Origin of the sequence: Burkholderia sp. b14, from assembly GCF_900156195.1 — a bacterium.
Classification (GTDB): Bacteria; Pseudomonadota; Gammaproteobacteria; order Burkholderiales; family Burkholderiaceae; genus Mycetohabitans.
The window spans coordinates 173,213-189,420 of record NZ_FTPJ01000003.1; the positions used below are offsets into that span (position 1 = coordinate 173,213).

A 16,208-nucleotide genomic window follows, 5' to 3' on the forward strand; every position below is an offset into this window, starting at 1 on the left:
GGGGCAGGTCATGAATCGAATCATCACCCTCGTCGTTGCCGTGCTTGTCGTATTGTTCGTCGGCTCCTCGATGATCTTTGTCGTGGACCAACGCAAGTACGCGATCGTGTTCGCGTTCGGTGAAGTCAAGCAGATCATCTCGGCGCCCGGACTGCATTTGAAGGCGCCGCCGCCGTTCCAGAACGTGATCTACATGGATAAGCGCATCCAGACGATCGACAATCCGGAAGCGGACCGCTACATCACCGCGGAAAAGAAGAACCTGCTGGTCGACCTATTCGTCAAATGGCGGATTGTCGATCCGCGCAAGTTCTACATCAGTTTCCGCGGCGACGCATCACTCGCGCAGGACCGATTGACCCAGGTCATCCGCGCGGCGCTGAATGAGGAGTTCACGAAACGCACGGTCTCGGAGGTGGTCTCCAACGAGCGCGAGGTCGTGATGCAGGCGGTGCGCAAGAAGGTCGAGCGCGACGCATCGAACCTGGGCATCGACATCGTCGACGTGCGGCTGCGCCGCGTCGATTTGCTCGAGAACATTAGCGAATCGGTCTACCAGCGGATGAAGGCGGAGCGCCAGCAAGTCGCCAACGAGCAGCGCTCGACGGGTGCCGCCGAGGCCGAACGCATTCGTGCCGATGCAGACAAGCAGCGCGAAGTGGTGATCGCCGAGGCGTACAAGCAGGCGCAGGAGATCAAAGGGGACGGCGATGCCAAGGCTGCGGCGATCTATGCGAATGCATTCGGCCGTGACCCGCAATTCTATGCGTTCTACCAAAGCCTGGAGGCCTATCGGCGCAGCATTGGCAACGGGGACATAGTGGTTGCGGATCCAAACAGCGAATTCTTCCGCTTCATGAAAAATCCCGTCGGCGCGGCGGTGGGCGGTGCTGCGGCCACGCCTGCCGCGCCGGGTCGCAGGCACTAGGCGCACGAGCGCCGCGCGGGCATGCGGCGCGTGTGCCCGCGCGAAAAAAAGAAGCAGGCCCATGGCCGCCACACTCTTGCTCGCCATTGCGCTGATGCTGATCATCGAAGGGATTTTCCCATTCGTGTCGCCGACGTTGTGGCTGGATACGTTTCGTAAAATAACGCAACTGCCGCCGGCACAGGTGCGGCTCGGCGGGCTGATCGCAATCGGTCTTGGGTTGCTCCTGCTGATGCTGGCGGGCTAATTGCGCCGCGCTGCGTCGCGCCACTGGACTTAAGCTGATGCCGACCTGGTTATTGCCTGAGAATATCGCCGACGTGTTGCCCTCCGAGGCACGCAAGCTCGAAGAGTTGCGTCGCGTGCTGCTCGACCGTTTCCGTTCGTATGGCTACGAGATGGTCATGCCGCCGCTGCTTGAATACCTTGAGTCATTGCTGACGGGCAGCGGCAGCGACCTAGCGTTGCGCACGTTCAAGCTGGTCGACCAGTTGTCCGGCCACACGCTGGGGTTGCGCGCGGACATCACGCCGCAGGTGTCGCGTATCGACGCGCACTTGCTGAACCGGCAGGGCGTCACGCGGCTATGCTATGCGGGGCACGTGTTGCACACGCGCCCCCGCGGCCTGCATGCGACGCGCGAGCAGATCCAGATCGGGGCCGAAATCTACGGACATGCGGGCTTGGAGGCGGATGTCGAGATCCAGCAACTGATGCTCGATAGCCTGCGGCTCGCCGGGCTCGGGCCGGTGCGACTGGACCTGTGCCATGCGGGTGTGCTGGCTGCGCTGCTGGGCGCCGACGAGCGCGCACTCGGGCTGGGCCCTGCGCTGTATGCGGCGTTGGCCGGCAAGGATGTGCCCCGGCTGGACGAGCTTACGCGCGAGCTGGCGAAGCCGGTGCGCGACGCGCTGCTCGCGTTGCCGATGCTGTACGGTGATGCGTCGGTGATCGACGAGGCGCGCGAGCGGCTTCCCGCATGGCCGGCGCTCACGCGCGCGCTCGATGAGCTTGCGTTTCTTATCGCACAGATCGGCGATGCGCACGTGGCGATTGACTTGGCCGACCTGCGCGGCTACGCGTATCACAGCGGTGTGATGTTTTGCGCGTATGTCGATGGCGTGCCGAACGCCGTGGCACGCGGTGGGCGCTATGATCATGTCGGCCTTGCGTACGGGCGGGCGCGGGCGGCAACCGGCTTTTCGCTGGACTTGCGCGAGGTGGCACGGATTTCGCCGCGGCAGGCTCGCTCCAGTGCCATTCTGGCTCCGTGGAATCACGACGCGGCGTTGCGGGCCACCGTGGCGGCCCTGCGCGACAGCGGCGAGACGGTGATCCAGGCGTTGCCCGGCCACGAACATACGCTGGACGAATTCGCTTGCGACCGCGTGCTTGTGCAGCGTGGCGACGCGTGGACCGTCGAGCCGCGCTGAAGACGTCGCACGTGCCGGCTGCCTAAAAAAACGGCAGTCGTGTGCACGAACCTAGGTAGAATACGTTTTTAACCAGCTCAAGTAACACCATGTCCGCCAGCGTAGCTCAATCAGGTCAAGCGGCAGCCCAGTCCGGACGCAATGTCGTCGTGGTCGGCACCCAGTGGGGTGACGAAGGAAAGGGCAAGATCGTCGACTGGCTCACCGATCATTCCCAAGGCGTCGTGCGCTTTCAAGGCGGGCACAACGCGGGCCATACGCTGATCATCGGCGGCAAGAAAACCATCCTGCGGTTGATCCCATCGGGCATCATGCGCGATGGCGTCGCATGCTACATCGGCAACGGCGTCGTGCTGTCGCCGCAAGCGCTGTTCAAGGAGATTGGCGAGCTCGAGGATGCCGGCGTCGACGTGCGCAACCGGTTGTTCATCTCCGAAGCGGCCACGCTGATCCTACCGTATCATATTGCGATCGATCAGGCGCGCGAGGCGCGGCGCGGCGCCGGCAAGATCGGCACCACCGGGCGCGGCATCGGGCCGGCGTACGAGGACAAATTTGGCCGGCGCGCGCTACGCGTGCATGACCTATTCGACGCGGCGACGTTCGCGGACCGGCTGCGTGAGAACCTCGATTTCCATAATTTCGTGCTCACGCAATACCTGGGCGCGCAGGCGGTCGACTTCCAGCAAACGCTGGATACGATGCTCGGCTACGCGGACCGGCTCGCGCCGATGATCACCGATGTGTCACGGCGGTTGTATGACGAGAACAACGCCGGACGCAACCTGCTGTTCGAAGGCGCGCAAGGCACGTTGCTGGACATTGACCACGGTACGTATCCGTTCGTCACGTCGAGCAATTGCGTCGCAGGTGCCGCGGCGGCCGGCGCCGGCATTGGCCCGCACAAGCTTAACTACGTCCTCGGGATCACGAAGGCCTATTGCACGCGCGTGGGCGCCGGGCCGTTCCCGAGCGAGCTGTACGACACGGACAATCCGCAACGTCAGGACCCGGTCGGTTTGACGCTGGCCAACGTCGGCAAGGAATTCGGTTCGGTGACGGGCCGCCCGCGCCGCACCGGCTGGCTCGATGCAGCCGCGCTCAAGCGCTCGATTCAGATCAACGGCGTGACGGGTTTGTGCATCACGAAGCTGGACGTGCTTGACGGGCTCGACGAAGTGCGGCTGTGCACCGGCTACAGGATCGATGGCCGGGACGTGGACATCCTGCCGCGCGGCGCGACGCAAGTGAGCCGCTGTGAACCTGTGTACGAGACGTTCCCCGGCTGGAAGGCGAGCACGATCGGCATCAACGCCTGGGATGCGCTGCCTGCCAATGCGCGCGCGTATCTGACGCGACTGCAGCAAGTGGCCGGCGTGCCAATCGATATGGTATCGACCGGTCCGGATCGCGACGAGACGATCCTGCTGCGTCATCCGTTCAAGGCTTGATGGTACTGCGCGATCCCGATTTTCCTATGATGAAAGAAATAAGTTTGGACCCGCGCAACGACGAACAGCACCTGTGGGTCGGCTGGGACGATTATCATCGGCTGATCGAGCGGCTTGCGTTGAGCGTGCACGAGTCGGGTTGGAAGTTCGACAAGATTTTGTGCCTGGCGCGTGGTGGGTTGCGCGTCGGCGACCAGTTGTCGCGGATCTATGACTTGCCGCTGGCCATTCTTGCCACGAGTTCGTATCGCGAGGCTGCGGGCACGCAGCAGGGCGATCTCGATATCGCGCGGTACATCACGATGACGCGCGGCGAGTTGTCCGGCAATGTGTTGCTGGTGGACGATCTCGTCGATTCGGGGGTCACGCTGGCGCGCGTGCAGGAGCATTTGAAGGAGCGGTATCCGGCTATTACGGCGGTGCGCTCGGCGGTACTATGGTACAAGGCATGCTCGAAGGTGAAGCCGGATTACTTCGTCCAGCACTTGCCGACCAATCCGTGGATCCATCAGCCGTTCGAGGAATGGGATACGGTGCGTCCGCACAACCTGGCCGCGTGGATCAAGCGCGGCACCGGCGGTACTGCGCCGGCAGCGTGATTCGCGCCAGGTGACGGTATCGACAATGGACGAACATAAGGCGGCTGCTTCTGGCAGCCGCTTTTTTATCGTCGGGTTGCGCGGCGCGCGGTCTGTCCCGTAGTCAATCGCAATCGGAACGGCGCCGCAAGCTTCCGTGGTGGGACAACAACATCGCATGCCCCGGCTTATTCCTTGAGCCTGCATGGATAGAATATCGTCTCGTTTTCGCGACACGACGCCCGACATGACGAATGCTCTCCACAGTCATCCAATCCGTATCCAACCGTTGCCCGCCTTGGCGGTGGCCGCAATCGGCGTTGTGTTCGGCGATATCGGCACCAGTCCGCTGTATGCGTTGAAGGAGGCTTTCAGTCCGCAGCACGGTATCGCGTTGACGCCAGAGAGCATCCTCGGCGTGATCTCGCTGCTATTCTGGGCGATTGTCATCGTGGTGTCGTTGAAATACGTACTTTTCGTGATGCGGGCCGACAACGATGGCGAGGGCGGCGTGCTCGCGCTGATGGCGCTTGCGTTGCGCGGGTTTCCGCGCGACGGCAAGTGGATCGGCGTGCTGATGGCCCTCGGCATCTTTGGCGCCTGCATGTTCTATGGCGATGCGGTGATCACGCCGGCGATCTCGGTGATGTCCGCAGTCGAGGGGTTGGAAATCGCCGCGCCATCGCTCGCGCAATATGTGTTGCCGATCACGCTGCTAATTCTGATCGCGCTGTTCATGCTGCAGAAGCATGGCACTGAGGTCGTGGGGCGGTTGTTCGGGCCCGTGATGATCGTCTGGTTCGTTACGCTTGCGCTGCTGGGCCTGTACCATATCGCCACCGCGCCTCGTGTGATTGCGGCGCTCAATCCATGGTATGCGATACGCTTCATGCACGACCATGCAGTGCAGGCGTATCACGTGCTCGGCTCGGTGTTCCTCGTGCTCACCGGCGCCGAGGCGCTGTACGCGGACATGGGGCATTTCGACGCAAAACCGATTCGTGTCGCGTGGTATGGGATGGTGATGCCTGCGCTGGTGCTGAATTATTTCGGACAGGGCGCGTTGTTGCTCAGTGATCCGACCGCAATCCAGAATCCGTTCTATCTGCTCGCGCCGGACTGGGCACTGCTGCCGTTGGTGGTGCTTGCCACGGCGGCCACCGTGATCGCGTCGCAGGCGGTGATCTCCGGCGCATTCTCGCTGACCAGCCAAGCGATCCAGCTTGGCTACGTGCCGCGGATGAAGATCCAGCACACGTCCGCGAGCGCGATTGGGCAGATCTACATCCCGATCGTGAACTGGCTGCTGCTGTTTGTAATCCTCATTATTGTGCTGGGTTTCAAGAGTTCGGACAATCTTGCGGCGGCCTACGGGATCGCGGTCACCACGACCATGGTGATCACGACGATACTCGCGTGTGTCGTGATGGTGCGCGTTTGGAACTGGAACAAGCTGTGGGTGGCGACGATCATTCTGGGCTTTATCACGGTTGACCTGTCGTTCTTCGGTGCGAACCTACTGAAGTTGCGCGAGGGCGGCTGGCTGCCATTGCTGATTGGCGCATTCCTGTTCTTCCTGTTGACCACTTGGTACAAGGGCCGGCAGATCGTCAAGGAGCGCACCGCGGCCGACGGTATTCCACTGATGCCATTCGTGCAGGGGCTGCTTGCCCATCCGCCGCATCGCGTGTTGGGTTCGGCCATTTACCTGACCGGCAACGATACGCTGGTGCCGGTCAGCTTGCTGCATAACCTAAAGCACAATAAGGTATTGCACGAGCGCACGATTTTCATGACGTTCATCACGCTGGATATACCGTATGTTGATGACCATCGGCGCATTGACATCAAGGAGCTCGGCGGCGGGCTATACCTGGTGCGTGCGACGTACGGTTTTAACGAGACACCGGACTTAAATGGTGTGCTTAAGCTGCTCGAGCAACAGGAAAACATGTCGTTCGACTTGATGGATACGTCGTTCTTCCTTGCCCGGGAAACTGTCGTGCCGACGCAATTGCCGGGCATGTCGGTGTGGCGCGAGCGGATTTTTGCCTGGATGCACCAGAACGCCGCGAAGCCTACTGACTTTTTCAGCATCCCGGCCAATCGGGTCGTCGAGCTCGGCACAAAGATCGAGATTTGATTGGCCTGCCCCCACCGCGTGCTATCACCTGTCACTGTACTTCAGCAGCCGCGCAGTGCAGCGCACGTTACCGCAGCCGCCGCCTCCGTCAGCGCAGTTTGAGCTTGGCGAACGCGGCTGCCATCGCGCTTTGCGGTTCCGTCTCCCGGCTGCGTCCGCCGCGGCCCTGACCGCCGCGTCCACCGATATCCTGGTCACGCGATGCTGCGCTGCCCGTGCCGGCCCCGCCTGCCGTGGCGTCGTCTGACAGACGCATTGTCAGCGAGATGCGCTGCCGTTTCAGGTCTACCTCGAGGACCTTAACGGTGACAACCTGGCCCGCTTTGACGACCTCGTGCGGGTCCTTCACGAACTTCGTTGACATCGCGGACACGTGCACGAGCCCATCCTGGTGCACGCCAATATCGATGAACGCGCCGAATGCCGCGACGTTGGTGACCACGCCTTCGAGAATCATCCCGGGCGACAGGTCGGCAAGCGTCTCGACGCCTTCGCGGAACGTCGCAGTCTTGAACTCGGGCCGTGGGTCGCGCCCCGGCTTTTCGAGTTCGCCCAGGATGTCTCGCACGGTGGGCAAGCCAAAGCGTTCGTCGACGAACTCGGCTGCGGACAGCTTTGACAGCACGTCACGATTGCCCATCACATCGGACACCGACTTATTGATCTTCGCGAGGATGCGCTCGACCACCGGATAGGCCTCTGGGTGCACTGCCGAGCGGTCTAGCGGGTTCTCACCAGGATTGATGCGCAGGAAGCCGGCCGCCTGCTCGAAGGTCTTGTCGCCCAGGCGCGGCACCTTTTTCAAGTGCTCCCGGGATGGGAAGGGGCCATGGGTGTCGCGATACTCGACGATGTTACGTGCGAGTGTTGCGTTCAGGCCAGATACCCGGGCAAGCAGCGCAATCGATGCGGTGTTCGCGTCCACGCCCACCGCGTTGACGCAATCCTCGACGACCGCATCCAGCGTGCGTGCCAATTCTCGCTGATTGACGTCATGTTGGTATTGGCCCACACCAATTGCCTTCGGCTCGATCTTCACCAGCTCGGCGAGCGGATCCTGTAGGCGGCGCGCGATCGAGACCGCACCGCGCAGCGATACGTCCAGTTCGGGGAATTCCTTCGCCGCCAGTTCCGACGCCGAGTATACTGACGCGCCCGCCTCGGAGACGACGATTTTTTGCAGCTTCAGTTCAGGGTGTCGTGCGATCAGCTCGCTGGCCAGCTTGTCGGTTTCGCGTGATGCGGTGCCGTTGCCGATGCTGATCAGCTCAGCCTGCGTCGCTTGGGCGAGCCGCGCGAGCCGAGCCAGCGACCCGTCCCAATCGCGGCGCGGTTCATGTGGATAAATCGTATCGGTGGCCAGCAGCTTGCCGGTGCGGTCGACTACTGCCACCTTGACGCCGGTGCGTAGCCCCGGGTCCAACCCGATCACCGCCCTGGGGCCAGCCGGCGCGGCCAGCAATAGGTCCTTTAAGTTTCGCGCGAACACATTGATCGCTTCGTGCTCGGCGCGCTCGCGCAACTGGGTCAGCAGGTCGTTTTCCAAATGCGGTTGCACCTTCACGCGCCAGCACCAGCGGCACACGTCGCCGAGCCACTTGTCGGCCGGCCGCCCTTGGTTGGCAATGCCGAAATGGCGCGCAATCATCGCTTCGCCAGGATGCGGCACTTGTGCATCGAGTTCCTCGCCTAGGCCAAGCTTGACGAACAGCACGCCGGCATTGCGGCCTCGGAACAGCGCGAGCGCGCGGTGCGACGGCACCGTCTTGATCGGCTCCGCGTAATCGTAGTAATCGCGGAATTTCTCGCCTTCCTCTTTTTCCTTGCCCTCGACGACAGTGGAGATCACTAAGCCCTGGTTCCACAGATAGTCGCGCAGTCGGCCCAGCAACTCGGCGGTTTCACCGAACTGTTCGGACAGGATGTCGCGCGCGCCGTCCAATGCTGCCTTGAGGTTGGCAATGCCTTTGTCGGCATCGACGAAGCGGGCGGCTTGCGCTTGCGGATCGCGCGTCGGATCCGCGAGCAACGCATCTGCCAGAGGCTGCAACCCCGCTTCGCGCGCGATTTGCGCCCGGGTGCGACGCTTGGGCTTGTATGGCAGATAGAGATCCTCGAGCGTTTGTTTCGCGTCAGCAGCTAGAATCGCGGTGCGCAATTCATCAGTCAGCTTACCCTGCTCGTCAATGCTTTGCAGAATCGCCGCGCGACGATCCTCCATTTCGCGCAGGTACAGCAGCCGCTCCTCGAGCAAGCGCAGTTGCGTGTCGTCCAAGTTGCCGGTGACTTCCTTACGGTAGCGCGCGATGAACGGAACCGTTGATCCTTCGTCAAGCAGTTGTACGGCGGCGGCGACCTGCCGTGGCTGGACATTCAACTCGGTGGCGATGCGCTGTACGATTTTCAGTGCTACGTTGTCCGTCATGGATGAGGCTTGTGCGGGTTCGAGCCGGGCATTTTGCCATAAGCGCGATGCGGGCCGGTCGTGACACCAGACCGCGATGATAGAATTCCGACATGTACGACCGCCTACCGACGTCCTCCCCTGTACCGCGCCAGCGCGCTCGCGAATCGATGCCGCTCAGCGGGTTCCTATCTTCTTCGCAGTCGCACCGTCACGCGGCGGCGGTAACCCATACTGCGCGACGCGAGCGGGCGTGGCCGCTGGCTGGATGGCTGCTTGCGTGGGTGGCCAGCATTGTGCCGGCTGCGCCATTGTATGCGCAGACCATGATGTTGCCGATGTCCGACGCCAGCGATGGCGTGGCTGCGACGACGGGCGTTGAGGCGGGGGTGTCGGCGATGCCAGTTATCGCGCCACAGGAGCCTTCGGCACTCTTGCATGCGACGGATGATGGCCGCGCGGGCGCACGTGCAGCGGTTGCTGGCAGCGCCGACGCGCAGGCCGCGGATCGGGATGGTGCCGATGGGCGTGCGCAAGATGCCTCGTTCGGTGCTCGGCAGGCGCAGCTCGATCGCCGCAGCGAGCTCAACCGGTACGAGTATGGTGTCGCGAAGCACAACTGCTACAGCGCCATCCTGGTCAACCATTGTCTGGAGAAGGCGCGCGACCGAATGATTGCGAACAAGATGCTGATTCGCGACGAGCAAAATGCGCTCGACAACGAGCGCCGGGCCGCGCATGCGCGACAACGCGACGAGCAGGCTGCACTCAAGCGCGAGGCGCACGCGCGCGAGGCGCCTCAACGCGCGGCGCGTGAGCGCGAGAACGAGCAGTCATACGAAGAGAAGCAGCGCCAGCATGCGATCGATGAGGCGCGACGTAACGCGCAAGCGCCACAGCGCGAGGCGAACCAGCGCGCGTACGATCAGAAGCAGGTGGACTACCAACGCAAGCTCGAGCAGGCGCGGCAGCAGGCTGCCCAGGATGCGCAGCAACGGGCAGACAATGCGCGCAAGTTCCAGCAGAAGCAGCAGCGCGCGGCGCAGCATGCGCAGGACGTACGCGAGCGCCAGGCCCGCGCCGCGCGCAAGCAGGGCGCTTCCACGCCGGACGCCGCGTCGGCAGCCTCCGGCACGGGCGGATAGTAGGGCCGCAGGCCCGGTTGGCGGACAAATGCCCAAGTTTTGCGTCAACCGCAGTAGAATCATGGTAAAGCGACTTTATTTCGGGTGCCGACGTCACAGGTGTGACGGCTCCAGATCGATCCGGAGGAAAAGGGCATGCAGCATGCATATGACGCTGACACGGTGGCAATCCAGAGCCAGATTGCTCGACTTCAGGATGAGCATCATGACCTGGACTGTCTGGTCAATCGGGTGGCTAGTGTGCCCGGCATGAGCGACCTCGAGCTGCAGCGGCTAAAAAAGCGCAAGCTGAAGGTCAAAGACACGATTACGCTGTTGCAGTTACAGCTGGGGCCAGATACCCATCATTGATGCAGCGCGGCGGCTCCCGCCGCGTTCGCGCGACACGCCGGTAGGCGTGCGCTGGCACGGCGCCACACCGACTTTGCAGGAATTGCCGCATTGACCTCCACGCCTGAATTGCGTCCGCGCGAACCGGATAGTTCGCCCTCGATCGATGGTGCGTCGGCTGCGCCGACGCTGACCCCGGACGGACTCACTATTGCTCCGCGCCGGCTCGCCGAACTCGACGCGATCTTCGCTGCGGACGGTGTGTTGGGCCGTCATATCGACGGCTATCGGCCGCGTGAAGCGCAACTGCGCATGGCGCAAGCGGTCGCGGCGGCGATCGATGCGACAGGCCGCCTGCCGGATGCCGGTGCGCTTGCGCTGGCCCATACTGAACGTCCATCGCGGCGGCTCAGCGCGCAGCGCGGCGAGCGGCGCGCTGCGCCGGGCGCCGCGCCTGCCGGTGCCGCGTCGTGCGACGCGGAGGCTACAGCGGGCGACAATACGCTGATCGTCGAGGCCGGTACCGGCACCGGTAAGACCTTCGCGTATCTCGTGCCCGCGATGCTGTGGGGGGGCAAGGTGATTGTGTCCACCGGCACCAAGCATTTGCAGGACCAGCTGTTCCAGCGCGACATTCCGACGGTGCGCGACGCGCTCGCGGTTCCCGTATCGATCGCGATGCTCAAGGGGCGCGCGAACTATCTGTGTCACTATTACCTGGCGCGCACCGCCGACAACGGCCGGTTGCCGTCGCGGCAGGACGCCGCGCATTTACAGGAAATCGTGCGCTTCGCGAAGGTCACGCGCAGTGGTGACAAGGCCGAGTTGGCTAGCGTGCCGGAAAACGCGCCGGTGTGGTCACTGGTGACGTCCACACGCGACAATTGCCTATCGCAGGAGTGCCCGCATTACAAGGACTGCTTTGTGATGCAGGCGCGTCGCGATGCGCAGCAGGCTGATCTCGTGGTGGTCAATCACCATCTGTTTTTTGCCGACATCATGCTGCGCGACACCGGCATGGCGGAGTTGCTGCCCAGCGCGAACACGATTATCTTCGACGAGGCGCACCAACTGCCCGAGACCGCGACACTGTTTTTTGGCGAGACGCTGTCTACCACGCAGCTGCTCGAACTGGCCCGCGACAGCGTCGCCGAAGGCCTGCTCAACGCGCGCGATGCAGTCGAATGGACGCGGCTTGGCGCGACGCTGGAGCGCGCGGCGCGCGACGTCAGGCTCGCGTTTAAGCAGGATTCGCTACGCATCTCACAGTCGCAACTCGGCAACGAGCATCCGCTGTTCGACGCGCTCGTCGGCGTCGAAGCGGCGCTCGACGAATTAATCGCGGCGCTCACGCAGCAAGCCGAACGCGCGGAGCCGCTGGCCAATTGCCAGCGGCGTGCCCGAGAACTGCGGCAGATGCTCGATGGCTGGTGCGGGCCGGGCAATGCGCCGGCGCAAGTCGCGCCATCTGCGGGCTCGCGGCAGGGCACGCCATTGGGCGCAGCGCGGCAGCGCGGCGACGTTGCATCGGCATCAGGATCCGCTTCGGGATCGGTGCCACCCGACGACGCGGGCCAATTCGGCGACGAGAGGGTGCGCTGGGTGGAAGTATTTTCCCACACGGTACAATTGCATCAGACACCGCTGTCTGTCGCTCCGATATTCGCGAAGCAGCGCGCGGGCACGCCTCGCGCGTGGATCTTTACGTCCGCGACGTTGTCCGTGCGGGGCGATTTTAACCACTACGCCACGCAAATGGGCCTGAACGCGCGTCGCTCGATGACGCTGTCCAGCCCGTTCGACTATCCTAATCAGGCATTACTGTACGTGCCGCGCAATTTGCCGCAACCGTCATCGCCGTATTTTACGGACGCGGTGTGTGATGCCGTGCTGCCGGCGATCGAGGCGTCCGGCGGCGGCGTGTTCGTACTATGCACGACACTGCGGGCGGTCGACCGGATGGCCGCGCGATTGCGCGACGCAATCCTCGCGCGGGGATGGTCGTATCCGTTGCTGGTGCAAGGCGAGGCCAGCCGCACCGAGTTGCTGGACCGTTTCCGTCAATACGGCAACGCGCTCCTGGTGGGCAGCCAGAGCTTCTGGGAGGGCGTGGACGTGCGTGGCGACGCGTTGTCGCTGGTGGTCATCGATAAGCTGCCGTTTGCGCCGCCCGACGACCCGGTATTGGCCGCGCGGCTGGACGCATTGACGCGCAAGGGGCTGAGCCCGTTCGCGGTGCACCAGTTGCCGCAGGCAGTGATCACGCTGAAACAGGGCGCCGGCAGGTTGATCCGTGCCGAAACCGATCGCGGTGTGCTGATGATCTGCGATCCGCGCTTGGTCGACAAGCCGTACGGCAAACGCATCTGGCAAAGCCTGCCCCCGTTCTGTCGCACCCGCGAGATCGATGTGGTACGGACCTTTTTTATCGGCTCGGCGCCAGCGAATCCGTCCGTCGATTCACACCCGGTGCCCCAGTTGGCGTGACGGTCGCGGGCATCGCGCGGACATGAAAAGCCCAGCGTAAGCCAGGCGATGCGACGACAGGCATGGCGCGGCGTGGCGTGGCGCCACGCGGTATCAGAACCGGCGCGTGCGGCCGGCCCGGTTCACCAGAATTGATACCACGGCTTTTCACCCTTGCGCAGTGTGCGGGCGTGACCGGTCACGTATGGGCTGTCCGGAAACGTCGATGTAAGCACGCGCTGGGTATCGTCGGCGAGCTGCGGCTGGTTCAGCGCGCGATACGACAATATCATCACATGCAGCGCATCCTCGGTGGCCGGCGCATTCTTGTATTCCTTCAGCACCATTTGCGCGCGATTGATCGCGGCAACGTACGCGCCGCGCCGATAGTAATAGTCGGCGGTGTGCACTTCGTGCGACGCCAATGCGTTGACGATGTAACGCATGCGTTGTGCGGCGTCCGGCGCGTACTTGCTGCTCGGATACTTCTCGACGACGACGCGAAACGCATCGTACGAGTCACGCAACGCCTTCGGGTCGCGCTCGCTCATGTCCTGACCGGCGAAGCGGCCGAATAGACCCAGGTCGTCGTTGAAGCTGATTAGGCCCTTCAAGTAGTACGCGTATGCGATATCCGGATGGTCGGGGTGCAACTGGATGAAGCGGTCTACCGCTTGTTCGGCCGCCGCTGTTTCATTGTCCTTCCATTGGCAGTATGCGACGTTGATTTGCGCCTGTTGCGCGAAATGACCGAACGGATCGCGCCCCTGCAGCAATTCGAAGTACTTTGAGCACTTGCTCCAGTCACCGGCGGTAAAGGCGTCCTGGGCCTCCGAGTATAATTTCTGATTGGTCCACGCTGCCGTTTCGTCCGTTTTCTCGGGTAGCCCGTGGCAGCCGGCGACGATCGCCGCTGCGATGGTTACGGCAGCGATCCTCAATGTGTTCAGCACTCGCATGTCCAGTGAAGTCCAGATGACTCGTTCAAATGACCGGTCCAGCGCCGGCGTCGATCCGCACGATTATAGCCCAAGCGAAAGCTCGGCCCGCCTCGACGAGCAGGTTGCGCGGGTACCGCCGGCGTTGGCGGGCGAGCGGCTGGACAAGGTCCTTGCGCGACTGTTCCCCGCCTTCTCGCGCAGCCGCCTGCAGACGTGGATCGACGCGGGGCGCGTGACGTTGGACGGCGCACCGGCGCGGCTGCGCCAGCCAGTGCCGCCGGGTGCGACCGTGCGGCTTGTGCCGGACCTGCTACCGCAAGCGCTGGCGTTCGCGCCGGAGCCGGTGCCATTGCCAATCGTCTACGAGGACGACACCTTGGTTGTGATCGACAAGCCGGCCGGGCTGGTCGTGCACCCGGCTGCGGGCAATTGGAGTGGCACGCTGCTCAACGGCCTGCTGCATCGCTATCCGGACGCTGCCGGACTGCCGCGTGCGGGCATTGTGCACCGTTTGGACAAGGACACCTCAGGCCTCATGGTGGTCGCGCGGACGTTGGCTGCGCAGACAGATCTGGTCAGGCAGTTGCAGGCGCGCACGGTCAAGCGTCGCTATATTGCGCTTGCCTGGGGCGTGACGCCGCCGAGCGGATGCATCGACGCGCCGATCGGACGGGATCCGCGCGAGCGTACGCGCATGGCGGTGATCGCCGGGGCCGCCGGCAAGGCCGCGCGCACGCACTTCGAGACCGTGGCCAGCGGCGTGTGGGCCGGACAACCGGTATCGAGGCTGCGTTGTGATTTGGAGACCGGGCGCACGCATCAGATCCGCGTACATCTTGCCCATACCGGCCACCCGCTGCTTGGCGACCCGCTGTATGGCCGCGTGCGCAACGCGCGGCAACGGCCCGCGCTGCCCGCCGGCTTCGCACGCCAGGCGCTGCATGCGTGGCGGCTCGCGCTGGTGCACCCGGCTACCCACGCGCCGGTGGCGTGGCGCTCGGCGATGCCGGAGGACCTGGCGCAATTGGCCGCCGCGCTCGGACTGGCGGACACACCCGATGACGAAGCCGCGACAATCGACTTCGCACAGCAACACGCCTACGACGGCGGCAGTGTTGCCGACGATGAAGAGGACGAGTTCGAATGAATCCGATCGGCGCCCCGACGTCCCAACGCTTTGCCGAGTTGACGCTATCCGACTGCATCGTGCCGGACTGGCGCGTGAGCCAGCGCGTGTGTGCGCTGATGACCACGCGCGCCGGCGGCGTGAGCTGCGGCGCATATGGCGTGCTGCGCAATCAGCAATGCGTGCCTGGCGGCCTGAACCTGGGGCTGCATACCGGCGATGACATGGATGCGGTGCGCGAGAACCGTCGCCGCGTGCTCGCGCTGGTGGGTGCGCACGCCGCCTGGCTCGAGCAGGTGCATGGCACGCGCGTGGTCAGCGCCGACGAAGTGGTCGGGACCGATCTGCTGACAGCCGATGCGCTGGGGCCGAAGGCCGATGCCAGCGTGACCGACCGCGCCGGGGTGGTTTGCGCGATACTGGTGGCCGACTGCATGCCGGTGTTGATTTGCGACGAAGCCGGCCGGGCCGTGGGCGCCGCGCATGCCGGATGGCGCGGGCTCGTCGGCGGCGTGGTCGAGCATACGGTCGGTGCGGTGCGCGCATTGCTCGCGCGCCATGAGCACGCGCCCGGGGTGCTGCACGCGTATCTCGGCCCATCGATCGGTCCATGTGCGTTCGAAGTCGGGGAAGAGGTGCGCGCCGCGTTCCTCGACGCGTCGCTGCCAGACGAGCGTGATGCGACCGATGCGGCGTTCGTCGAGCTGCCCTCGCGTGCTATCGATGACGTTTCACGTGTCGATGACGCCGCCGATGTGCACGGCGATGGCCGATGCAAGTACTTTGGGAATCTTGGCGCACTAGCCCGGCTGAGGCTGGCCCGGGTCGGCGTGCACCATGTGAGCGGGCCCCACGCGTGCACGTTCAGCGATCCTGCGCGTTTCTATTCCTATCGACGGGACCGCACGACGGGCCGCATGGCAGCATTGATCTGGTTGGCCTGACCGTATGTGTGGTGTGGCGGCGGCCCCCACCGCCATACCACACGGCTGCGGTCGCGGTCGCGTGCCGTGGCCTCGGGAAAATGCCGATTAAAAAAATGGCGCAGTGCGGCAAAATCGGTCGTCGTGATTGACACGCGTCGTGCGGGGGAGCAAGAATGCCCGGAGGCAGTCGATCGGCGACGGCCTTGCGGCGCGTTTGCGCGACCGATACACAGCCTGCCTTTGTCACGCTATAAGAGCACCAGTCACTCCATACGGGTATGGCAGACTCATCCAGAACCTCGCAGCCATCCAGCACTGGTGCTTCCTCAGTCGGGGA

General features: G+C 63.7%; 13 protein-coding genes. 11 read left to right on the top strand and 2 right to left on the bottom strand.

The window, feature by feature from the left end; genetic code table 11:
- The first annotated feature begins 10 nt into the window (after window positions 1-10).
- The 6 genes from hflC to B0B13_RS05380 all read left to right on the top strand — a co-directional run bounded on the left by hflC (window position 11) and on the right by B0B13_RS05380 (window position 6,533).
- Entirely contained in the window at window positions 11-928 is a 918-nt protein-coding gene (hflC, locus tag B0B13_RS05355; RefSeq protein ID WP_076785033.1) for a protease modulator HflC, read from the top strand.
- 61 nt (window positions 929-989) lie between these two features.
- Window positions 990-1,175 (top strand): DUF2065 domain-containing protein, encoded by a 186-nt coding sequence (locus B0B13_RS05360; RefSeq protein ID WP_076785032.1) that lies wholly within the window; start codon window positions 990-992, stop codon window positions 1,173-1,175.
- 37 nt (window positions 1,176-1,212) lie between these two features.
- The gene (locus B0B13_RS05365) at window positions 1,213-2,361 is read left to right on the top strand and encodes an ATP phosphoribosyltransferase regulatory subunit (RefSeq protein ID WP_076785031.1); all 1,149 of its coding nucleotides are present in this window, start codon (window positions 1,213-1,215) and stop codon (window positions 2,359-2,361) included.
- 89 nt (window positions 2,362-2,450) lie between these two features.
- Complete coding sequence (locus tag B0B13_RS05370; RefSeq protein WP_076785030.1) at window positions 2,451-3,812, top strand: adenylosuccinate synthase; 1,362 nt, start codon at window positions 2,451-2,453, stop codon at window positions 3,810-3,812.
- A 26-nt stretch (window positions 3,813-3,838) separates the two neighbouring features.
- Window positions 3,839-4,411, top strand: a complete 573-nt coding sequence (locus B0B13_RS05375; RefSeq protein ID WP_076797161.1) for a phosphoribosyltransferase — start codon at window positions 3,839-3,841, stop codon at window positions 4,409-4,411.
- A 226-nt stretch (window positions 4,412-4,637) separates the two neighbouring features.
- Window positions 4,638-6,533: a potassium transporter Kup gene (locus tag B0B13_RS05380; RefSeq protein WP_076794857.1), complete on the top strand. Its 1,896-nt coding sequence runs from the start codon at window positions 4,638-4,640 to the stop codon at window positions 6,531-6,533.
- An 88-nt stretch (window positions 6,534-6,621) separates the two neighbouring features.
- Here the strand turns inward: B0B13_RS05380 and B0B13_RS05385 are convergent, their stop codons facing one another.
- Window positions 6,622-8,958, bottom strand: coding sequence for a Tex family protein (locus tag B0B13_RS05385; protein WP_076794859.1), 2,337 nt, complete (start codon window positions 8,956-8,958; stop codon window positions 6,622-6,624).
- A gap of 92 nt (window positions 8,959-9,050) precedes the next feature.
- On the opposite strand from B0B13_RS05385, the gene B0B13_RS05390 reads away from it, so the two are divergent.
- The 3 genes from B0B13_RS05390 (at window position 9,051) to yoaA (ending at window position 12,899) form a co-directional block, all read left to right on the top strand.
- Window positions 9,051-10,082 (top strand): hypothetical protein, encoded by a 1,032-nt coding sequence (locus tag B0B13_RS05390; RefSeq protein ID WP_237573853.1) that lies wholly within the window; start codon window positions 9,051-9,053, stop codon window positions 10,080-10,082.
- A 135-nt stretch (window positions 10,083-10,217) separates the two neighbouring features.
- Window positions 10,218-10,433, top strand: coding sequence for a DUF465 domain-containing protein (locus tag B0B13_RS05395; protein WP_076785027.1), 216 nt, complete (start codon window positions 10,218-10,220; stop codon window positions 10,431-10,433).
- A 240-nt stretch (window positions 10,434-10,673) separates the two neighbouring features.
- On the top strand, window positions 10,674-12,899 hold the full coding sequence (yoaA, locus tag B0B13_RS05400) for a DNA repair helicase YoaA (protein WP_370643199.1): 2,226 nt from the start codon (window positions 10,674-10,676) through the stop codon (window positions 12,897-12,899).
- 122 nt (window positions 12,900-13,021) lie between these two features.
- Here yoaA and B0B13_RS05405 read toward each other — a convergent pair whose 3' ends face one another.
- Window positions 13,022-13,837 (bottom strand): outer membrane protein assembly factor BamD, encoded by an 816-nt coding sequence (locus tag B0B13_RS05405; RefSeq protein ID WP_076785026.1) that lies wholly within the window; start codon window positions 13,835-13,837, stop codon window positions 13,022-13,024.
- Between the two features lie 16 nt (window positions 13,838-13,853).
- On the opposite strand from B0B13_RS05405, the gene B0B13_RS05410 reads away from it, so the two are divergent.
- Both B0B13_RS05410 and pgeF read left to right on the top strand, forming a co-directional pair.
- Window positions 13,854-14,966: an RluA family pseudouridine synthase gene (locus B0B13_RS05410; RefSeq protein ID WP_076797164.1), complete on the top strand. Its 1,113-nt coding sequence runs from the start codon at window positions 13,854-13,856 to the stop codon at window positions 14,964-14,966.
- Window positions 14,963-15,889, top strand: coding sequence for a peptidoglycan editing factor PgeF (gene pgeF / locus B0B13_RS05415; RefSeq protein ID WP_076794862.1), 927 nt, complete (start codon window positions 14,963-14,965; stop codon window positions 15,887-15,889). Before B0B13_RS05410 ends, pgeF begins: the two co-directional genes overlap by 4 nt.
- Window positions 15,890-16,208: the final 319 nt, after the last annotated feature.